General features: G+C 61.1%; 21 protein-coding genes and 1 rRNA gene. 7 read left to right on the top strand and 15 right to left on the bottom strand.

What is annotated here, in order from left to right:
* The 8 genes from aat to J4F42_13485 form a co-directional block, all read right to left on the bottom strand.
* Positions 1 to 459 (bottom strand): leucyl/phenylalanyl-tRNA--protein transferase (gene aat / locus J4F42_13520; protein MCE2486529.1); only part of this gene is annotated, 459 nt, incomplete at its 3' end.
* A 94-nt stretch (positions 460 to 553) separates the two neighbouring features.
* Complete coding sequence (locus tag J4F42_13515) at positions 554 to 754, bottom strand: hypothetical protein (protein MCE2486528.1); 201 nt, start codon at positions 752 to 754, stop codon at positions 554 to 556.
* A gap of 105 nt (positions 755 to 859) precedes the next feature.
* Complete coding sequence (gene crcB, locus J4F42_13510; GenBank protein MCE2486527.1) at positions 860 to 1,243, bottom strand: fluoride efflux transporter CrcB; 384 nt, start codon at positions 1,241 to 1,243, stop codon at positions 860 to 862.
* Positions 1,240 to 2,007, bottom strand: coding sequence for a hypothetical protein (locus J4F42_13505; GenBank protein MCE2486526.1), 768 nt, complete (start codon positions 2,005 to 2,007; stop codon positions 1,240 to 1,242). Before J4F42_13505 ends, crcB begins: the two co-directional genes overlap by 4 nt.
* A gap of 34 nt (positions 2,008 to 2,041) precedes the next feature.
* Positions 2,042 to 3,013, bottom strand: coding sequence for a 2-hydroxyacid dehydrogenase (locus J4F42_13500; GenBank protein MCE2486525.1), 972 nt, complete (start codon positions 3,011 to 3,013; stop codon positions 2,042 to 2,044).
* Between the two features lie 9 nt (positions 3,014 to 3,022).
* Positions 3,023 to 3,994 carry an NAD(+)/NADH kinase gene (locus J4F42_13495; GenBank protein ID MCE2486524.1) on the bottom strand — a complete coding sequence of 324 codons (972 nt, stop codon included), beginning with the start codon at positions 3,992 to 3,994 and terminating at the stop codon, positions 3,023 to 3,025.
* A gap of 24 nt (positions 3,995 to 4,018) precedes the next feature.
* Positions 4,019 to 5,032 carry an alpha-ketoacid dehydrogenase subunit beta gene (locus J4F42_13490; protein ID MCE2486523.1) on the bottom strand — a complete coding sequence of 338 codons (1,014 nt, stop codon included), beginning with the start codon at positions 5,030 to 5,032 and terminating at the stop codon, positions 4,019 to 4,021.
* Between the two features lie 59 nt (positions 5,033 to 5,091).
* Complete coding sequence (locus tag J4F42_13485; GenBank protein ID MCE2486522.1) at positions 5,092 to 6,060, bottom strand: thiamine pyrophosphate-dependent dehydrogenase E1 component subunit alpha; 969 nt, start codon at positions 6,058 to 6,060, stop codon at positions 5,092 to 5,094.
* An 899-nt stretch (positions 6,061 to 6,959) separates the two neighbouring features.
* Here J4F42_13485 and J4F42_13480 point away from each other — a divergent pair.
* Entirely contained in the window at positions 6,960 to 7,607 is a 648-nt protein-coding gene (locus J4F42_13480; GenBank protein MCE2486521.1) for a hypothetical protein, read from the top strand.
* A 322-nt stretch (positions 7,608 to 7,929) separates the two neighbouring features.
* On the opposite strand, the gene J4F42_13475 is transcribed toward J4F42_13480, so the two are convergent.
* Complete coding sequence (locus J4F42_13475) at positions 7,930 to 9,312, bottom strand: hypothetical protein (protein MCE2486520.1); 1,383 nt, start codon at positions 9,310 to 9,312, stop codon at positions 7,930 to 7,932.
* Between the two features lie 158 nt (positions 9,313 to 9,470).
* On the opposite strand from J4F42_13475, the gene otsB reads away from it, so the two are divergent.
* Complete coding sequence (gene otsB / locus J4F42_13470) at positions 9,471 to 10,262, top strand: trehalose-phosphatase (protein ID MCE2486519.1); 792 nt, start codon at positions 9,471 to 9,473, stop codon at positions 10,260 to 10,262.
* 119 nt (positions 10,263 to 10,381) lie between these two features.
* On the opposite strand, the gene J4F42_13465 is transcribed toward otsB, so the two are convergent.
* From J4F42_13465 to J4F42_13440, 6 genes are all read right to left on the bottom strand, one after another.
* Entirely contained in the window at positions 10,382 to 11,113 is a 732-nt protein-coding gene (locus J4F42_13465; GenBank protein MCE2486518.1) for a zf-HC2 domain-containing protein, read from the bottom strand.
* On the bottom strand, positions 11,103 to 11,642 hold the full coding sequence (locus J4F42_13460) for a sigma-70 family RNA polymerase sigma factor (GenBank protein MCE2486517.1): 540 nt from the start codon (positions 11,640 to 11,642) through the stop codon (positions 11,103 to 11,105). The genes J4F42_13465 and J4F42_13460 overlap by 11 nt, the downstream gene beginning before the upstream one ends.
* A gap of 57 nt (positions 11,643 to 11,699) precedes the next feature.
* Entirely contained in the window at positions 11,700 to 12,053 is a 354-nt protein-coding gene (locus J4F42_13455) for a Rieske (2Fe-2S) protein (protein MCE2486516.1), read from the bottom strand.
* Between the two features lie 50 nt (positions 12,054 to 12,103).
* Positions 12,104 to 13,075, bottom strand: coding sequence for a terpene cyclase/mutase family protein (locus J4F42_13450; GenBank protein ID MCE2486515.1), 972 nt, complete (start codon positions 13,073 to 13,075; stop codon positions 12,104 to 12,106).
* Positions 13,076 to 13,097: 22 nt separating this feature from the next.
* Positions 13,098 to 14,759, bottom strand: coding sequence for an isocitrate lyase/phosphoenolpyruvate mutase family protein (locus J4F42_13445; GenBank protein ID MCE2486514.1), 1,662 nt, complete (start codon positions 14,757 to 14,759; stop codon positions 13,098 to 13,100).
* Between the two features lie 91 nt (positions 14,760 to 14,850).
* A complete protein-coding gene (locus tag J4F42_13440; GenBank protein ID MCE2486513.1) occupies positions 14,851 to 16,752 on the bottom strand; it encodes a GIY-YIG nuclease family protein in 1,902 nt (633 codons plus the stop codon).
* A 106-nt stretch (positions 16,753 to 16,858) separates the two neighbouring features.
* On the opposite strand from J4F42_13440, the gene J4F42_13435 reads away from it, so the two are divergent.
* The 5 genes from J4F42_13435 to J4F42_13415 all read left to right on the top strand — a co-directional run.
* Entirely contained in the window at positions 16,859 to 18,046 is a 1,188-nt protein-coding gene (locus J4F42_13435) for a bis-aminopropyl spermidine synthase family protein (GenBank protein MCE2486512.1), read from the top strand.
* Complete coding sequence (locus J4F42_13430) at positions 18,046 to 18,510, top strand: GNAT family N-acetyltransferase (GenBank protein ID MCE2486511.1); 465 nt, start codon at positions 18,046 to 18,048, stop codon at positions 18,508 to 18,510. Before J4F42_13435 ends, J4F42_13430 begins: the two co-directional genes overlap by 1 nt.
* 34 nt (positions 18,511 to 18,544) lie before the next feature.
* Complete coding sequence (locus J4F42_13425) at positions 18,545 to 19,555, top strand: hypothetical protein (GenBank protein MCE2486510.1); 1,011 nt, start codon at positions 18,545 to 18,547, stop codon at positions 19,553 to 19,555.
* A complete protein-coding gene (locus J4F42_13420) occupies positions 19,552 to 19,812 on the top strand; it encodes an acyl carrier protein (GenBank protein ID MCE2486509.1) in 261 nt (86 codons plus the stop codon). Before J4F42_13425 ends, J4F42_13420 begins: the two co-directional genes overlap by 4 nt.
* Positions 19,813 to 20,120: 308 nt before the next feature.
* Positions 20,121 to 20,935, top strand: a 16S ribosomal RNA gene (locus tag J4F42_13415); the annotation flags it as partial.

The raw sequence follows: 20,935 nt of genomic DNA, 5'->3' as shown, positions 1-20,935 counted from the left end.
CAGGCTGAAGCCCCATTCCTCAAGCTGTCGAGCGAGGCTGAAAAACGCGACTTTGGAGGCGTTGGAGACGCGGCTGAACATGGATTCACCGAAAAAGGCGCTGCCCAGACTCACCCCATACATGCCGCCGGCCAGGCGCTGCCCGTCCCAGGCCTCAACCGAGTGGGCAAATCCGGCCTCATGCAGGTCGCAGTAGGCCTCAACCATATCGCGGGTGATCCAGGTGCCCTGGCCCTTGGCCAGGCGTGTCTCGGCACACGCCCGAATGACCGGACCGAACGCCCGGTCCAGGCTGATGGTAAAGCGTTCCTGTCTGACCAGCCGCTTGAGGCTGCGCGAGGCGTGAAATTCTTCCGGGTGTAAAACACACCGGCTCGGCGGTCGGAGAGCCTTCTTCGTACCAGGGGAAAATGCCCTGGTGGTAGGCGAGCAGCAGACGCTCGACCCGGAGGTCTCCACCGACGGCCAAAACGCCCTCTGGGTTGGCCCATTCAGGGTCGGGGAAGACCAGCGCTTGGCTCAACTGGTAGACTGGCATCGTAGAGGGGAGCGATCAGGCACGGTCAAGAAACGCGTTAAAACGGTGCAGGGTTTCCTGGGGAGATTCGGTGGCCGGCTGAGCCAGGACGGGCGCGGGCTCGGCCGGAGCCGGAGGACGCGGTTTGGCCAGGCACTGAGACACAACGAGGCTCAGGCAACTGACGACGAGCGACCGGCCGATCAGGCTGCCGACTGAGCGTATCCGGTGTGGCACTTCGACCGCTTGCGGTGTGTCGGGAGCGACCTCTTGTCCTATACTGGGCGCGGTCTTTTCGTGCAAGAGCCAAGAGCGAAGAAGGATTGTGCCGGGCCGATAGGTTCAGGCTGAGCCGAGCAGAGCCCTGCCCAGGATGATGCCCAGACCCACGCCCAGCAGACCGAGGACCACACTGCCAAAGAGGGTGAGGCAGGCGAGGCCGACCTGTCCGGCCTGTAAAAGCCCGAAGGCTTCATAGGTGTAGGTGGAGAAGGTCGTGTAGGCTCCCAGAAAGCCGACCGCAAAAAACAGGCGGTAGGGAGAGTCCAGTAGGGCGTAGTGGCTGAGGACGACCATGAGCACCCCGAGCAGAAAACTGCCGCTGATATTGGCAATGAAGGTGCCGTAAGGAAATGCCAGGCCCAAACGCTGAGCTGCCCAGTCGGCCAGCAAGGCCCGGGCATTCGCCCCCAGAAAGCCGCCCAAGCCTATCCACATATATTTCATGGCTTAGTTTCAGTCGTGTGGCGAAAGGTAAAAACAAGCGCACGCTGTTCCTGCGGTCCCAATTCGATCCGGGTGCGCTGCACGCCCAGGCGTTCGTGCCAGGCTTCCAGCACGTAAGCACCCGGCGGAACCTTGGACAGGAAGAATTTGCCCTCGGCATCGGTCAGGGCAAAATACGGGTGGTCAAAAACGGCTACATAGGCGCGCATCCAGCCGTGAATATCACAGGTGACGGGAATGATGTTTTCCGGTGTGTGGATCCGAATCGTTTGCGAGGCTCCCATGACGCCGAGGCTCAGGTTCCACGCTTGTGCTCGCTGTGGCCAGCCGTGGACATTATGGGCGATGGGGTCGCTGTTGACGAACCGCAGCGGCTGGTCAACCCGGACGGTCAGAATCCGGGGGATGAACACGCACCCCCGCTGATCGCTGTGGACCGGTTCCTGGGGGACGGCAAAGACGCGCTCGCCCAAGCCACGGGTGATAGACACGAGGGCGTTCTGTAGTTTGCCGTCCCGGACCAGGAGGTCGGCCGCGGCTGGCAGTCCGTCCGGATGCTGGACGCGGCACGCCGACCAGCCGCCAAGTTGCAGCGTGGTGGGGGCTGGAACGGGCCCCTCAAAACGGACCTGGCCAAAGATGCTCCCGACCTGTGAGAGGTCGAGCGGACTTGGAGAACGGGTCGGCGGGAGCGGTGGAGGGGACTGGCAGGCGCACAGCGTCAGGAGCACGGCACAGATGCTCAGCGTCCGGAGATGTCGCATACCGCGGCCCTCATCCCCCGAGGCGGTGTAGACATCAACCCTGCTTGGCCTGCACCGCTTCCCGGTTGACGCAGTTGATCGGTGGCTGACCGGCCCGGATACGGTTCACGTTTGCGGCCAGGCCACGCGCGATGTCGTTGTACGACAGGTCTGTGACGCCTGCGGTGTGGGGCGTGGCAATGACGTTATACTGGAACAGCGGGTCGTTGGGGTCGGTTGGTTCGTCCCAAAACACGTCGAGCCCGGCTCCGGCGATCTGTCCCTGGGCCAGGGCCTCGACCAGGGCGTCATGGTCAATGACCGGGCCGCGGGCGACATTGATGACAAAGGCCGTGTCTTTCATTGCGGCGAAGGCTGCGGCGTTCAGCATCGCCCGCGTCGCGGGCGTCACCGGTAGGGCCAAGACCACAAAGTCGGCCTGGGCCAGAACCTGGGTCAAATCCTGCTGGGTGCCGAGAAAATCGAGTCCCAGTTCGCGTTTGAGGGCTTCGGACGGGTGTTGTTTGATGCCCAGCAGGCGGACCTGAAAGGGTTTGAGACGCAGCGCGAGCTGGCGGCCGATGCTGCCGACACCAAGAATGGCGACCGTCTTGCCCATCAGCGCCGTACCGAGCGGGGCGCCCAGGACGCGCTTACGGACGCTGGCCTGGGCTTCGGTATAGCGACGGGCCAAGCCGAGCATCAGAAAAATGGCGTGCTCGGATACCGACGCGGCGTTGCCCGCGCCCTCATGGCCCGGAACATTGGCGACGTAGATGCCGCGCCGGGTTGCGGCGGGGATATCCACCCCCTCGATGCCAACGCCAAACTGGTTGATCAGTGTCGCCGAGGTGGTGTCAATCACCCTGGCATCGACCCGATACATGGCCGGAACCAATACGTCGGCCTCGGCCGCCCTGGCAACAACCTGCTCGGCCGGACAGGCGATGATCGTATCGTCCGGCAGGTGTTGGCGCAGGACTTCTGCACAGTGTGGAAAATGGGTGGTGCAGATCATGACCTTCATGGTCGCCCCTCAGCCCTCTCGCACCGCATCCATGATCCTGGCGATATCCAGCACGCGCGGGCCGTCCCAGCTCAACTCGACCTCCCACGCCTCGTCGGCGCCGACCGGAATCTCGCGCTCTCCGTCCAGAGCCAGGATGGATGGCTTGAAGGTGACCGGGGCCCGGTCGCCGATCTGCAGCCGGGTGTGGCTCTGGACGCCAACCGCAGTGACCAGCCCCGGCGCGATGGCTGCGGTGACAGCCCGGCCACCGTCGCCAAGTTGCAGGCACAGCCCCCCGGATTCATCGGGCCGAACGGGGTCGAGCATCCCGCCAATTGAGGCCATGCCGATGTTGGTTGGCTGGCCCTGAGTCAGGAAGAGCTGTTTGAGACGGCTGACTTCCCACAGCGCCCGCGCACCCACAAACTGATAGTCACAGACCGCGACATCAATCAGCGCCACGTCCTCAAAGCTGCCGTTGCGGTGCAGGTTCAGGCGTTTTGTCGGAAATGAGAAGGCGTCCGCCGACAGCCCTCGGGCCGCGTAATAGCCGGCCGCCATGCCGGCCAGGGTCGATTCGATAAAGCGCGGAAACGCGTTGTTGGTGCCGGTCGACAGGGGCACCAGGGGCATGGAGTCACAGCCCTTGGTGACCACCCGGTTGGTGCCGTCTCCGCCCAGCACGATGACACACGCCACGCCCTGGTCGCGCATCAGGGCGGCCGCCCGCGTCGAGTCGGCCGCTTCGTCGTAGACCGACATTTCCAGCATGCGGATGCGCGCCTTTCGGTTGCCCTCAATACCCGACAGAGCCTTCGGCCCGATCAAGGCCGGATCGGGGAAGAAGACGATCTCGTCGACCCCGGCGCCTTCCAAACCCAGAATGGCCCGGCGCACGATGTAGACCTTTTCCTGGGTGTCGAGGACCGAGCCGTGGGCGACCAGACGCCGGATGTCTTTGCCCGCGCGTGGATTTGCGATGATGCCGACGGAACTCATAGGTGCAGGCTGAGACTCGGATGTCTAGAACAGGGCCAAGGCAGTTTCGGTGACCTTGGCCGCGTTCGGCAAATAGTGGTCTTCCAGGGTCGGGCTGAACGGCACCGGCGTATGTGGCGCGCTGACGGTCTTAATCGGCGCGTTGAGGAAATCAAAGCCCTTATCGGCGACAACGGCCGCAATATCCCGGGCCACGTTGCAGCGCGGGTGGGATTCGTCAACCACGACCAGGCGGCCCGTCTTTTCGACCGAGTCCAGCACTGTCTGTTCGTCAAATGGCGACAGGGTGTGCGGGTCAATGACCTCGGCACTGCGGCCCTGTTTTTGCAGTTCCTCGGCCGCCTGTAGGGCGTGGTGGACCATCTTGCCGATCGCCACGATGGTCACGTCGGCGCCCTCGCGTTTCACCTCGGCCTGGCCCAAAGGAATGGTGTACGGATCTTCGGGGACCGGGCCCTTGAGGGCGCCCAGGGTGATGTCTTCAAAAAAGATGACCAGATCGTTGTCCCGAATCGACGAGATGAGCAGGCCCTTGGCGTCGTACGGCGTGGCCGGCACCACGGTTTTCACCCCCGGAATATGGGTGAACAGGGAATACAGGACCTGGGAGTGTTGGGCCGCAGCCCGAAAGCCGCCGCCGCAGATGGTGCGGATGACCAGGGGCACCTCAGCCTTGCCGCCAAACATATAGCGCAGTTTGGCGCCCTGGTTCAGAATCTGATCGAAGCACACGCCCATGAAACCGACAAACATCATCTCGGCGATGGGCCGCAGCCCGGTGGCCGCGGCGCCAACCGCGGCGCCGATGAAGCCCGACTCGCTGATCGGGGTATCGAGAATACGGTCGCGGCCAAACTCCTGGACGAGTCCTTTGGTCACGCCCAGCACCCCGCCCCAGGCGTCCTCGCCCTCCAGGTGCTCAACGTCCGCCCCGCCGGCGACGTCTTCACCTATCAGGATGACTTTGGGGTCGCGTTGCATCTCCTGGCGCATTGCCTCGTTGAGCGCCTGATTAAAATTGAGCTGTCTTTCGGCCATGATTGTCCCCTCCGGCAAGAACGCCCGCTGCGGTCGGCAGCCGAACCGCAGGGCGTCTTTTAGTAATTGACGTACACGTCGGTAAAGGTTTCGGCGACATCCGGGAATGGACTATCGTCGGCAAACTGGACCGCAGCTTCGATTTGGGCTTCGATGCGCTCTTCGATGGCCGTGAGTTCGTCTTGGGTGGCGAGTTGGCGGGACACGACGCTGTCCTTGAAGAGGCTGATCGGATCCTTCTCGGCCTGATATTTTTCGTTTTCCCCAGGAATTTTATAGGTTTGCTGGTCGCCTTCGTAATGGCCGTAGAAACGGTAGGTCTTGCACTCCAGCAAGGTTGGCCCCTGGCCCGAACGAGCCCGCGCCACGGCCTGGGCGGTGGCTTCGTGGACGGCGAAGATATCGTTGCCATCGATACTGATGCCGGGCATGTTATAGGCTGCCGCGCGGTCGGCGATGTTCTCCACGCTACAGTGGTAGTGGGCGGGCGTGGACTCGGCATAGCCGTTGTTTTCGGCCACGAAGATGACCGGCAGATTCCAGATGGCGGCCAGGTTGAGGCTCTCGTGCAGGGTGCCCTGCTCGGACGCGCCATCGCCAAAAAAGCAAATCGTGACCTGGTCGGTCTTGTTGGTCTTGGCGGTCAGACCCGAGCCGCAGGCCAGCGGCGGACCGCCGCCAACAATGCCGTTGGCGCCCAGCATGCCCTTGTCCATATCCGCGATATGCATTGAGCCGCCCTTGCCCTTGCAGGTGCCGGTGGCTTTGCCAAACAGTTCGGCCATCATGCCGCGCGGGTCAACACCCTTGGCCAGACAATGGCCGTGGCCGCGGTGGGTCGAGGTCATGTAGTCGCGGTCAGTCAGGTTGGCGCATATCCCAACCGCAACGGCTTCTTCGCCGGCATACAGGTGGACGAAGCCGGGAATCTTGCCCTTGCCGAACTCGAGCTTCACCCGGTTTTCAAATGTCCGAATGAGCTGCATGCGCTCGTACATCCACACCAGCTGGTCTTTGCTGAGTTCCATGCTGTCTCCTTTTTGGTGCCCATGCGTATGCCCGGCTTCATAGCACGAAATACCAGGGGGGGGAACACAAGCACGTGGCGCCGGAGGAGAGGACATTGTGACGGACTGGACGGTTTTCTTCTCCAACAGAAATGTGAGCGAGAGGGCGAACCTGGCTTGACGCGGTGACTGAGGTTGCATATCTAACCGGCCTGTCAGAAACAGGGCGGGCCCGTTCAGAAGAGAGTCGGACGGGCACGTGACACAAACCGGGACGCGTTGTCCCGCACTACCCGCAGAGCGGAGAGGTGGTCGATGATGCATCGAGGTATTCGATTCCTAGTGAGTTGCTATGTTGGACTTGGGATGTGGGTCGGAGGTGGAGGCGTCAGTTTTGCCCAAGAACCCCTTGCTCAAGACGGGCGTCTCCAAGAGGTGCCGGTGGAACTCAAGACATGGTTGACGCAGACCCCCACGCCACCGCCGCCGCTGGGCTCCTCGCCGGCTGACCAACTGGTCGGCGTCCTCCCCCCTATGCTCCCCAGCTCCTCGCCGCCGAAGCGACCAATGGCACGGCCCCAGCGCTCGATGTGGTCGCTGCCCGTGTCTATGATGTTCCGGTCTCCGACCGCGTCCATCAGCTGGCCGCGAACGGGGACCTTGATGATACGACGCGGTGTGGGCGTGAGCTGCCTTTTCCCGGCCTCTCGCCCAGCGCCGACCGCGCCGGGCTCAAAGCCGTCTGGAACCTGTTATGTCGGAATCGGGGCGGGAGCTTTGAGTATATCGCGCACGACCTGCGTGGCTCCGGCCCGAATCCCCATCGGCCTCTGGTCATCAATGGACGGTATGGCTTCGGCCCGCAGGGCTTCGGCCTCCACGCACATATGCTCTCCCCGGACGAGCTCAAGGGGAACCAAATGATGGCGTGGTTGCCGTGGCAGCAGGCCACAGCCGAGAAATTTTATAATTATCAGGTCGAGGCCCGACGGTCACGCGAGGGATCGAGTGCCCGTGGAGAGAGAATGGCGGGGACTTATCTTACCCCCGAGTATGCGTTTGGCTGGGAGGGGCAGTACTATTTTTATGACTGGGTGATGCTGGGTGAGAGCCCAGTGCTGACGGTGTTCGACAGTCGGCACAGCTTTCCCCAGTATTTGTCGGGGAACGGCTGGTTTCCGGATGACGAGTGGATGCTGCGCCCGGCTTTCCTGGTCGTGGGAACACGCGCTCACAGGCGCGCGGGCTCAGGGTATGTGGCCTTGTGGCTCGACACGGCCACATTCGAGCCGTTATGGGCGGTGTATTATACCGATGAGGGGGTCGCCAAGAGTGTGATCGGGCTCACCTTCAAGTGGAGTGCGGAGCACCAGCGCCACGTGATGCTCTCCCAGAGCGTGGTTGGTTTGGAAGCCGACGGGACCCCTGAGGGCGGGACGGTGTTCGAGGCCCCATTTTGTAGTGTTCTGCACTATCCGGACAGGCACGTCGACGCCTCGTCCTTCAGCGGCCAACAGCTGGGCAAGAAACCCATCAACTGGGGTCATCGTCCGGCGGGGTGTGAGTAAAGTGTGGGGCAGAGAAGACGCCCTCGCTCTCTCGACCTGGGTTGGGGCGGCTCGGAAACCGCATGGTGACGGTTGGCGAGGAAGTGCCGCTTCTGGTGCCCGATTACGATACCGGAAGGCTGAATGCCGAGCATCCGCTCCCTGCGCTGCGCAACGCGATCAGTGGCGCGCTCCCGGATTGGACAGGTCGCCAGGCTGGACCTGACCGGTCAGACGGGTCCTTCGTGAACGGCACGATGCGGGCCCGGCCCGGCAATCGTGGCAGGTGCAGTCAGACTCGTGATCGACGCGGGCTTAAGACGACGGAGAGAGGTCGCCGGGCTCAGGCGTCTTCGGGCAGCCGGTAGGCGGTGCCCGCAATCAGCCGCCCCACGTCGTAATTCCACTCGCCCATCCACTGTTCGACCAGGGTATAGGCTGGGCACTGGCCGCGGGCGATTTCTTCCCGCAGGCGTTCGAGGTAGAGCGTCTCGTTTTCTCCGTCTTCATTGACTTCGTTCTGACGTTCCAAGCCTTGCCAGGCAATGGAGACCAATTCCCTGGCATAGTCGTGCAGGCGGATGCCTTGGACCCGCACGCCGAGGGCTTCTCGGTGGGCCGCTTTATAGGCCGCCAGCCGTTCCTCCCAGCTCCACTTTTTGACCAGATCCCAGGCCGCCCACAACGGATCGTTGTCGTAGAAAATGCCTTTGCACAAGGCCGGGACGGCCAGCATCAGTTCATGCGGCTGGCTATCAAAACAGCGCAGCTCGAGGTAGCGCTTGATGCGAACCTCGGGGAAGAGCGTGGTCAGGTGCTGGTTCCAATCCTCCAGGGTGGCCCGGTGTCCGTCGTGGCCCTGCTCGAGATAGTGCCGAAACGGGATGCCGGTCATGTCGATCCATTGACCCCGCCGAACAATAAAATACATCGGGACGTTCAGGGCATACTCGGTGTAGTCCTCGAAGCTGGCCTGGTCGGAGAAGGCAAACGGCAGCAGACCACACCGCCGCGGGTCGGTTTCGGTCCACACATGGCTGCGCATGCTCATATAACCGTTCAGTTTGCCGTCCGAGAAGGGCGAGTTGGCAAACATGGCGGTCAGAATCGGAACGAGGCCCATGCCGACCTTGAACTTGGTCATGGCGTCGGTTTCATCGCTGAAATCGAAATTGACCTGGACCGAGGCCGTTTGTTTCATCATGCGGTGGCCCAGCCTGCCGACCTGCTCCATATACGGGGCCATGAAGTGATAGCGTGTTTTAGGAATCCACTGGATATCGTCGAGGGGGCTGACCGGCTGCATGCCGAGATTCAAAAAGTCGAGTTCAAGGGCATCCCCGGCCGCCAGGAGATGGGTGAAGTGCTTATCCAGCTCGGCGCGGGTGCAGTGGATGGTTTTGCACTGTTCACCCGACAGTTCGACCTGAGCCCCCGGCTCGAGGGTGATATTGGCTCGTTCGCCACGCAGAGCGATCACATGACCCTCTTCCTCTTGCGGCTCCCAGCCCAGCGAGTCGGCCAGGCGGAACAGCAGACGCTCAATACCCCGGTTTGTCGAGTAGCGGGCGGCGCGACCACTGCGGCGCGAGACGCCGACCATTTCGTATTCCGTCCCAATCCGCCACTCCTGGCGTGGCTTCCCGGCCTGATAGAAGTAATCGATGAGTTGGGATTGGTGCTCGATGACCTGTTCGGCATCAGGTCCCTCGACGTATTGCGACATGCGTCCCCCTTAACACGACTCCCCCTCCGCCCCAAAGCGGCCTTAGACTAGCAAACACGCTTGCTAAGGCAAGGGGTTTTTGCCGAGGAGTGCTTGCTCTCCCGCGGCTTGCAGACATGGGGCAAGGTGGTATCGGTAAGCGCTGGAGGAAGCTGCCCATGCCTGAGCTGGCGTCGGCCTTAGACCGCTGGGAAGAGCTGCTGCCCCGGCTGCGCGAGAAGCGACCGGCCGTTTTTCTGGATTATGACGGAACCTTGACGCCCATTGTTGCCCGGCCGGAGCTGGCGGTGCTGTCGGAGACGATGCGCCGGACGCTTCGGACGCTTGCCGCCCGCTGTCCGGTTGCCATCGTCAGCGGTCGGGACCGGAGCGACGTGCGAGATCTGGTGGGGATTGAGGGGCTGATTTATGCCGGCAGCCATGGCTTCGATATTGCCGGGAGGGGCCTGCAATACGAACACGGGCACAGTTTTGTGGCCAGCCTGGACCGGGCTGAGCAGGAGCTGCTGGAGGCGCTGTCAGGGATCGATGGGGGGCGCGTTGAGCGCAAAAAGTTTGCCATTGCCGTCCACTTTCGTGAGGTGCGGCCCCAGCACGCGGGACGCCTGGAGCTGATCGTTGATGCCGTGTTGCGAGGCTGTCCAGATCTGCGCAAGGGCTTAGGCAAAAAGGTCTTTGAGCTGCGGCCGGCCAGTGAGTGGCATAAGGGCAAGGCTGTGGTGTGGCTGCTGGAAGCGCTGGGCTTGGCCGGGAGCGATGCCTTGCCGGTGTACCTCGGCGACGATGTGACGGATGAGGACGCGTTTGGCGCTGTGGCTGGACGCGGCCTTGGGGTTCTGGTGGCGGAAGAGCCACGGGTGACGGCGGCTGGCTATCGGCTCAAGGATACGGCCGAGGTCCAGATTTTTCTTCACAAGCTTACGACCGTGCTCGGCGCGAGGAGGGGTTGAGCAGCTCAGGATCAGTCTGGACCTGACGGGGTGCGAGGTGGTGATGCAGGAGCTGGGAAAGAGGGGGTAAGAGGGGAGGGACAGGCAGGAACGGAGAGGCTGGCCCCTGCCCGGGCGGCTCAGGTCGACAGGGCGTTGATTTCTTCCTCGGCCAGCTGATGAATGTCCGGAAAATTGGGCGGACGATCTTTGCTGACCAGAAAGACGGCACGAATGCCGAGGGGGACAATCGTAAACCCGTCGCGGTGACTGATGCCCGATAAGGACCGTTTCCAACGCCGCGAGACAAAGATCGATAGCTCCTCGCTGCGCCGTCGATACACGAGTTGAACAAAGACTTGTCTGAGCGGCCGGCTGACCCGGGCGCGGACAAGGTGGAAGCCGACCGGGCTGAGGTTGGGAATCTCGGTCAAGCCTTCTTGACGAAGTACCTCCTCGAGGCTGTCCGGGTCAAGCCAGGGCAGGGAAAAAGTGCTGTTATCATTCAGCCAGATTTCGTGTGTCAGCGCGCCGCTGAACGCCCGGGCTTCTGGATCGTAGGGAGCTGAGAAAAGCTGCTGGCCGATGACCAGGAAGAGTATGGCGGCGGCGGCCACGCCAAGGCTACGCCAGCGCCGGTCCCAGGTCTGCGGCGAACACAGCGCCATAACCGAGGCGCGCAGCTCGTCAGTCCCGCCGACCGGCCTGTGTCCGGCTTCCTTCAGATGTTTGTCGAGCTGCTGCATGGCGGTCAGCTCTTGCTGACACTCCGGGCAGACGTCGAGGTGCTCAGCCACAGGAAAGGTGTCACGGGCGCTGAGTTCGTTATCAAGAAAGGGGCTCAGGAGTTTGTGTACGTCTTTACAGTCCATGGCCTGAGGTCCCTTCTTCGTGCGGCAGCCCGGGCTCGGCCAAGAGACGACGCAGATCACGCCTGGCACGGTAAAGCCGTGACATCACCGTTCCTATCGGGATATCGAGCATCTGGGCGGTTTCTTTATAGGCAAATCCTTCGACCACAACGAGCCATAACACCTGTCGAAACTGGGGAGGCAACTGGTTGACCGCAGCAAGAATATCCTGGCCCTCCCCCCTTTCTTCCCCGCTTGCGGGAAACAGGCTGACGACTTTTGAGGATGTTTCGATGTCTTCGGCGCCAAGCAAAGGGTCGCGCCGCTTTTTCCCGGCCGTCTTCTTTAAGACGTTCAGGAGAATCTTAAACAACCAAGCCCGACAGTTTGTGTCCGGTGTATAGGTCTGGAACGAACGCCAAGCGCGCAGATAGGTTTCTTGAACCGCGTCTTCCGCGCGTGCCCGGTCACCGCTCAGGCGCAGGGCGGTACGCATGAGGGTGTTAAAATGGGGAATGGCCTCCTTCTCGAATGAGGCTTTTCTCGGCACGCGCGGTTTCTCCTGGAAAGAGCCTGCTCTCTCAATACAATTCGGACATCCCAGACTTTATTCCCGTCCCCGCTCTGTGTCCTGCTCAGGAGGCGAGAACCGCAGGTAGAGGCTCCCGTTTTCAGCTTTGACCGGATATACCGTTGCCCGAGCCGGGCGTGGGCTGGTGCCGTCGCGTAACGCGAATCGCCAGCCGTGCATCGGGCATTTGATGCCGCCTCTGTCGTCGACAAAGCCTCGGATAAGCGGCCCTCTGCGGTGGGGACACCGATTGTTGATGGCATACACCGTACCGTTCAGGTTGAACAGGGCGATCTCTATGCTCTTCACCTTGACCAGCCTGCGTGCTCCGGGTGGCAGGTCTGCGGTGGGACAGGCTTCGAGCCATTCGGCGGCAGAGTCTGGAGGCATGAATCGGAAACGTCAAACGTGGAGGCCGGCGGCGGATGCCGCTCGGAGATCTAGGGGATGTAGCCCCACAGCCGAACCACCGCCTGGTGGTCTGGACTGCGGTAGGCTTTGTATTTCAACAGGGTGTCAATCCCGTCGCAGGTGCGCTCCAGGTTGGTCTCCAGCTCGGGGAAGTCGCCCCAACCGCTGGGATTCTTATTGGTCAGAATCCAGGCTAGACCGCGTTCAATGGTCTCCTGTCCGTGGGCATCCCCCAGCAAACGGGTCACCACCATGAGAGACCGCGTACAGTCCATGGTGTGATCGACGTTTTCGCCGTCCCAGGAGCCGTCGGCAGCCTGCCACTCATACAGCTTTTGTGCTCCTTTGGTGCACGACTCGCGTAGACCGCTGAGTTGGCTGTCCATGGCCAAGTCGGCAATCAGGGCATCTTGAATCAGGTGGGCGGTGATCTCCACGCCCGAGGGATGGAACTCGTCGTCGTACCAGCCTCCGTCCGGGCTTTGATTGTCGAGAATGAACCGGGCCCCCTTTTGCCACGCTGGCACGACTTCGGACCGCCGATAGGGTTCGCCCAGAGCCATGACCACGTTGAAGAAGCTGACCGGATGGCTGGTAGTATCGAGGTCGGCCCAGCTGGGATCGACCCACCGACCGTCGGCGTGCTGGGTGTCGAGAAAATAGTCAATCGCTCTGCACACGGCCTGACTGATCCGATCCTGGTGCAAAAAACGATTGCCTCGGATCAACATCAGTCCGCAAAAGGCTGAGACCCACACCGTGCTGTCTGAGTCAGCCGAAAACGGACTCCAGCCTCCGTCCTGCGCCTGGCAGCCGGTCAGGGCCAGATAGTCGGCCAGGAAATCCGGGCTGGTGCGGGCGTGCAGGATGACCCGTAGCGCATGGGCAACCAGCTCCAGGTCCTGGGGGCCACGGGTCAGACTCCAGCCCTGTTTTTCATGAACAAAAAACGCGTATTCGTCCTGCACCAGGCGGTCAATCTGTTCGAGAGCAAGCCCCATCGTCCGTCATCCTTCTCGGCCATTATTTCATTTTCGCCCACGCCCGACGATAATCCTCAAAAGTGTCAATTTCCAGCCAGCCTTTATAGATATCCACACACGCGACCTGATGGTCGTGGCTGATGAGTTCCTGCAACATGTCGGTAAAAGCGGCCTGTTGGATCGAGACAGCCTCATGAAAGCGGCCGCTAGGAAACCGTTCGCGGGCCGTCTGATAGGTCTGACGCAGGAGCCGAGCACCCGTCTCGGAGAACATGGCCAGGCCAATAAACTCTCCATCGGCGTCTTGGGCCGACAGGTTGCGGCCAATACGGGCCAGCGTCGTGCCTTCCGTGGCCGGCAGAAAGCGGTAGCCGGGCTGGGGCGGTTGGTGGGTGACGACGAGGTCCGGCTTATTGGCCTGGAGGTCCTCGGCTGAGCGGGGCTGATCATTCCACGCCCGATCAACCACAATGCTGACATCGGCCTGTGACCTGAGCAGTTTTTCGACGATGGTCGGGTCGAAGATAATATCGGAGTACAGAAACAGAAACGGTCCCGTCATTTCCGTTTCGGCCACAAACAGCGAGACCAGCTCTCCGGTATCGAGAAACGCGTCGTTGTCGTAGTAACGGATGTTGGGCAGATTGATCTGCTCCTTTTGGTAGCCACGCACCACGACGATATCTTTCACCCCACACTCGTTCAGAGCGCTGATCTGGCGCTCAAGAATCGTCTGGCCCTTGATTTCCAACATTGCCTTGGGGCGATCTTCAATGAGCGGCAGCAGGTTTTCTTCAAAGCCGGCGGCGATAATGATGGCCGTGACTTGGTGCCCGCCCGGAACGAGAAATTTTTGCTCATTGGCCTGCAGAGCGGGAACGCCGACCAACTCGTAGATGTCGGACAGACTGGCAATCTGGTCGTCCACCGCAGCCGGCCGTTCCTCGGCCTTGAGGGTGGCCAGGGCGTGGCGCATCGCGCTGACGGCCGCCCGCAGGACTTGGTTGGCAAAGATGACCAGCCTGAATCCAGCTGCTGACAGCTCATCTGCGGTGGTGTCGGCGTAGGTTGTTGGCACACACACCAGGGGGCAGGCGTTGTCCCAGTCGGCCGTGAAGTCTTGGAGTTCCTCGAAGCTTGCCGCCTTGGAGTGGACCAGAATGGCGTCGGCCCCGGCTTCGGCGTAAGCCCTGGCACGCTTGAGCGCTTCGTGTTTGCCCCAGCCGGCAATCAGGGCCTCGGTGCGGGCGATGACCACGAAATTGGGATCGTCTTGCGCTGCCTTGGCGGCCTGGATCTTCCGGGCGTGCTCATCAACAGGAACCAGCTCGCGTCGAACCCCGGCGTAAAAGCTGCACCGTTTCGGAAAGATATTGTCCTCAATGCATAGCCCGGCGATACCCGCCCGCTCGTATTCGGCGACCGTGCGGATGACGTTGATGGCGTTGCCAAAGCCGTTATCGCAGTCGGCAATAACGGGGATGTTGACCGCCGCGCTCATGCGTCGGACCGCGTCGAGCGTCTCACTCATGGTCAGGATATTGGCATCGGGCAGGGCGCTGACCGCAGAAATGCCAAAACCACTCGCCCAGATCGCATCAAACCCGGCTTCCTCGGCCAGCTTGGCCGACAGCGCATCGTGGGCTCCAAGGACGAGGCTTGGCTGGGGGCGATGAAGTAAAGCCCGCAGTTTCTCTGTCATTGAAAGGCCAGGCATGGCCGAGACTATACGACCTCGGGTCCGAGACGACAAGTGCCAGAGCGGTCCGGGCTCTGGCTTGCCGACCATCTGTTCAGACGGCTGGATCGATGCGCTGGAGGTCGCCCAAGGCGAGACAAATTTCGTCCAGACGGCCGTCCAGAGCGGTCGGCGAATCAATCGAAAACACGGCCCCCTGCCAGCGGTCGGGATTTCGGAGCCAGGCTGCAAGGATGACACTGGCGTCGATTTCTTCCGGTCGTAAGGGCAGGTCACGGTCCTGGCTGAAACGTTCCCGAGTCAGACGGGCAAAGATGACGATATCGTCATCTGAGCGGACGAGGCTACCATGGATGAGCCTCCCATTGAGCACCAGATAGGCTTGGGCGGCTCCGGGTTGGTGGCTGGGCAGGAGCAGGAGAGCGTGGGCGCGGGTGATGATCCAGTTGAAGCGGCGATGCATGTGCAGGACGTGGTCAAGCAGCTCGAGGTCTTTTTGCAGACGGGCCGCGCCTTCGAAGCGCAGGCGAGCGGCCAGTGCGTCGCGTTTGGCCAGCAGGGAATCCCGCAGCCCAGTATCGTTGCCTTCGAGAAACCGCTGAAACGCCTCAACCTGTGCTTGATACGCGGCACGTGATACCCGCACATGACACGGAGCGCTGCAGGCGCCGATCTGACCGCTGACGCACGGAGAAAAGTCCGGATCCGGGGTCAAATTCCCCTGGCAGGTACGCAGACCAAACAGGCGGGCTAACAGTCCCTGGGCTTGTTCGGCAAGCGCCCGGCTCCGAAAGGGGCCGATGTACAGGGCTCGGTTGCTGGCCGGCTTGGTGGCCAGGGACAGACGGGGAAACGGATTGGTCACACTCAGTTTGAGGAAGGCAACCCGGGGCAGGTGTTTTGAGCGGGTGTTATAGGGCGGCTTGAGGGTGCGGATGAGCGTTGCCTCGCGGAGCGCAGCCTCAAGCTCTGAGCCCGTCTGTTCGTAGCTGACGTCGTGGACATGGCGCACGAGGTCGAGCACTTTGTCGCTGTGGCCGGCGGAGTTGGTGAAGTACGAACGTACCCGCCGTTTGAGGTTTTTTGCCTTCCCGATATACAGCAGCTGGCCCTCGCGGTTCAGCATGCGATACACGCCGGGTCCGTCCGGGATATGAGTCAACGCCGGACGTGGCAGCTGATATTCAAAGCGGCGCCCGTCGCGGGCGATATGCTGAAAGTCGAGTAGCTGGCCGAGGGTCGTGATGCCACGCGTCGGCAGCTGTTCCAGAAGGATCAGAAACACCTCTGCGGTGATCCGTGCGTCGCCTAGGGCGCGGTGGCGGTCAGAACCTGGCACGCCACACTCGGAGGCCAGCGCATCGAGGGTGCGGGAACGGAGGCCGGGCAAGAGACGCTTGGCCAAACGCCGGGTGCACAGAACGGGGTTGAGCAGCGGGCCGGACATGAGGCGCTGGGCGTCATAATTGAGGAAAGCCAGATCGAAATCGGCGTGATGAGCGATGAGTGGGGCCGAGCCGATAAAGGTCTGGAAGTTCGGAAAGACCGTGTCGATACGCGGCTGATCATGCAGCATCTGGTCGGTGATGCCGGTCAGCCGGGTCACAGCTGGCGGAACCCGTCGGCCGGGATTGACCAAGGCGTGGAACTCGTCCGTCAGCCGTCCGTGCGTGATCCGAACCGCAGCCATTTCGGTGATGGCTGCCGGGCCTGGTTTGAAGCCGGTCGTTTCGAGATCGAGGACGACAAACTCGGTATCGGCAATCGACCGCTGGAGAGTGCCATGGATGGTGGCGTGCCAAAGATCACTCGCCGCGTCATACACAAAATGCGGGTCGGCACCGATCGCCGTATGCAGAAGACGGGTATCGAACTCGAGCCTCCGGTTGGGCCTGAGGCCCGAGCCCGCTCCGGGTGTGAAGAGCAGGTTCAAGAGTTCGGCCGAGCTGACCCCTCCGGGTCGCGCGGCCACATAGTCGTAGAGTTTTTGGCGCACGGTAAGAAACATCCGGCAATCGCAAGACTTGTGTCGCCTCTGGGCTAGCTGTAGAATCCGGTTGCCAACATAACGCGAACAGTCCGGCTTTCCAAGGATTTGTGGCGTGAGTGACCTGCTTGAAGATATCGCCCGAGCGACCGCCTTACGTGAGGGTGCGGCCGGTGTGGCGCTGGTCCTGAGGACGATCTATCGCGCCCAACGAATCGCCTTGAGGGATCTGTCGCGGCAGACCCGTCTTCCCCTGCCGGTGCTTGCCGCGATACGGCGAGAACTCGAGCGCGCGCACATCGTGGACCGACAGGCGGGCCTCGTCCTCACCCCGCACGGCAGAGACTTTGTTGAGCAGACGCTGCGGGTACGCACGCGTCACGACGCAGGCTGCCCAACGTGTCGCGGCCACGGGATTGTGATTGGCGAGGAGTTGGCCTCCCTGGTGCGCCGTCTTGAGCTGTACGGCTCCGAACTCCCCCAGGCGGATGTGACCTTGGACCAGACTCCGTGCACTCCGCAAACGGCCGTGCGCCGTGCGCTATATATGTATCACGCTGGAGCGCTGGAAGGAAAACGGGTTATTTTCCTGGGCGATGACGACGCGATTTCCGTGGCGGTTGCCCTGTTGGGAAAAACGCTGGGACACCGACACTTGTGTCGGCAACTGACGGTGGTGGAGAAGGATCCGCGGTTTCTCCGCTCTATTCAGGATATCGCTCGTGCTGAGGATGTGGCGATTGAGTGCCTTGAGCACGATCTTCGACAACTGCTCCCCGAACCGCTGCTCGGTCATTACGATACGTTTGAAACAGATCCGCCGTATACGCCGGACGGACTGGCTCTGTTTGTCTCGCGCGCGATCAGTGCCGTGAAGACCGGACCCGGTCAGCAGGGATTTGTCTCTTTTGGCATGCAGCCGCCCGACGCTTTCCTCGAGGTACTCCGCCGTGTGGTCACGATGGGCCTTGTCGTGCAGGAAGTCATCCCGGGCTTCAACGATTACCGGGGCGCCTCAATCCTAGCCGGTACGAGCCAACTCCTCCACGTCTGTACATCACGTCAAACGCGTCCGTTCTATCCCAGCTCCTGGGATGGCCAGGGGCTGTATACTGGCGGGCGTACGCCGCGGGTTCGGCGCTATTGCTGCGGACGGTGCCGCACCGAGCTGTTGGTGGGACGCGGACACGAGTTCCAAACGGTAGAGGATTTGCAGGCGAGGGGCTGCCCAAGGTGTGAATACACGCGTTTTCGCTACAGTGGTCGGATTGTCGCTGAGGAACCAGCGCGCCAGGATGGATAATGCACATTCGAGTCGCCCGGGAAGAAGATCTGCCGGCCCTGGTCGAGTTTGAGATTGCCATCGCTCGGCTCTCGTTTCCCGAAGACCCGGTCACCTCGCCCGTGACACAGGAGAAAAAACTCCGCAAAGCCTTGCAGTCTCCCCAGGGTATGTTTGTGGCCGAGGTGGATGGCCAGGTGGTTGGCTGGCTGTGGGTGACGCTGAATACGCAGTTTCTGACCGGAAAAAAGTACGCCAACTTTCGTAGCTTCGCCTTCCATCCAGAGTGGCGTGGCGGAGAGACCGGCTATCGCCTCATGCGCTTCTGCGTTGACTATTGTCGTCAGCAGGGGGCGGAGTGGATTTCGGGTAAGGTCCATATGAAGAATCTGGCCATGCGGGCGTTGTACGCCGCTCTTGAATTTCGTCCCAAGCACCTGACGATGGAATATCGCTTTGACACGGACGATGAGACCTCCAGCTGAATTGCCACAGGCCTCTCCCCACCAGATCAAATGCGTGGTCTGGGATCTTGATCAGACCCTCTGGTCTGGAGTGCTGCTCGAGGGGGACGTGCCTGTCCTCCGTCCTGGAGTGCGGACGATAATTGAGGCGCTTGATCGGCGCGGCATTCTCCACAGTATTGCCAGTCAGGGCGACCATGCTCTGGCGCTGTCAGCCTTACGGACACTCGGTCTTGAGGACTATTTCCTGGCCCCGCAAATCGATCTGCTGCGTGATAAAGCCGAGAAAATTGCGACGGTTGCCGCAACGCTGAACCTTCAGCTTGAACACCTCGCCTTTATCGATGACTCGGCCTATCAACGCGCTTTGGTGACCCACAGCTTCCCTGCAGTAGCGGTCTTCGATGCTCGGCAAGCCGTTGAGCTGCCTAGTCTGCCAGGCTTTAGAGTACAAGAATCAACTACAGAATCCCGGAGCCGCCGCCGCCTGTACCAGGCTGAGCTGCAACGACAGACGGCACAAAAGACTTGGACTGGGAGCCGACTCGACTTCTTGCAATCGTGCCAGATTCAGATTGTGTTGCGTCCTGCCCGCAGGCAGGACGTTGGGCGTATTGGCGAGCTGTTGGCACGCACCCATCGCTTGAACGCGTCGATGTCCACCTACAGCCGGCAAACACTCAATGGTCTGATTGACGCTGGAGCCTATCGGGTGACCGTTGCTCAGCTGTCGGACCGTTTTGGAGACCAAGGACTCGTCGGGGTGCTGATCCTTGGACAAGAATCCGATCAGTGGGAGATCGAAACCCTTCTTGTCTCGTGTCGGGTGATGGGTCGGGGAGTGGGAGAGACGCTTTTGGTGTATAGTATGACCGTCACCAAACAGCAGGGGCAAGAGCAACTCTGGGCGAGATATCAACAGACCGCCTATAATCGTCCGATGTCTCTACTGTTTGTGACGCATGGATTTCGACCGAATCCCCTCAAAGACGGAATCGTTTCGTTTCGTCACGACCTTGCCCAGATCCCGGACTATCCAGTCTGGGCGTCGGTGCGGCTGGCATGAAGACGAGCGAGACGATTGAACAGCATCTCCGCTCTCTGCTGGCCGAAATTAGCGGCCAGCAGGGTTTCTCCCTTGATACCCCGCTGTTTCGTGGCGGCTTAGAACTCGACTCCTTATCTGCCGCCACGCTAATTGCTGCGGTTGAGCGGGATTTTGGCATTGCCGTGGCCGAAGAAGATCTCAGCTTGGCGTCTCTCTTTTCCCTGCGAACCCTATGCCAGTTTGTGGCCGCCCGAAAGCATTGCAGAAGTAGCTGATGAGGGTGGCGGGATCCTGAAGATGAACCAGGACTCACGGTTGACTTCTTCGTGTAAGGGGGCTAGAGTCCTTGGCGGAAGGGGTGCATACATGCCTCTATGTGGTGCTGCCCAAGCAGACCTCTGGGAAGCGCTCTTGACACAGGGAACGAAAATCCCTATACAAGAGCACCTGCCTAGAGTAGTAGGCTCTTTGAAAGCTAAACAGTAAGATATCCTCTTCCCACGAATGTGGGAGGAGATGCCAGTGTAGAGAACACAGTCAAACCTCTCGTCAGGGTAAGGTACGCCCTCCCTGACCCCCAACTTAAGTGGAGAGTTTGATCCTGGCTCAGAGCGAACGCTGGCGGCGTGCTTAACACATGCAAGTCGAGCGAGAAAGAGGGTTTCTGCCCTTGAGTACAGCGGCGAACGGGTGAGTAACACGTGGGTAATCTGCCCTTGAGACGGGGATAACCCGGGGAAACCCGGGCTAATACCGGATAAGACCACAGAAGGCAACTTCAGGGGTCAAAGGGAGCTTTCTTCGGGAAGCGCTCGTTCGAGGAGGAGCCCGCGTCCTATCAGCTTGTTGGTGGGGTAAAAGCCTACCAAGGCGAAGACGGGTAGCTGGTCTGAGAGGATAACCAGCCACACAGGGACTGAGACACGGCCCTGACTCCTACGGGAGGGGGGGAAACCCTGATCCAGCGACGCCGCGTGGGTGATGAAGGCTTTCGGGTCGTAAAGCCCTGTCAGGAGGAAAGAACGCTCCTATGGCGAATACCCATGGGAAGTGACGGTACCTCCAAAGGAAGCACCGGCCAACTCCGTGCCAGCAGCCGCGGTAAGACGGAGGGTGCAAGCGTTGCTCGGAATCACTGGGCGTAAAGGGTGCGTAGGCGGTCTCTTAAGTCTGGCGTGAAAGCCCAGGGCTCAGCCTTGGAAGTGCGCTAGAAACTGGGAGGCTTGAGTATCGGATGGGAGAGTGGAATTCCTGGTGTAGCGGTGAAATGCGTAGATATCAGGAGGAATACCGGTGGCGAAGGCGACTCTCTGGACGATAACTGACGCTGAGGCACGAAAGCGTGGGGAGCAAACAGGATTAGATACCCTGGTAGTCCACGCCGTAAACGATGGGCAC

The sequence above is a fragment of the Desulfurellaceae bacterium genome (assembly GCA_021296095.1).
In the GTDB taxonomy this organism is placed as follows: domain Bacteria; phylum Desulfobacterota; class Binatia; order Bin18; family Bin18; genus JAAXHF01.
This window is presented reverse-complemented; position numbering and strand designations above follow the sequence as displayed.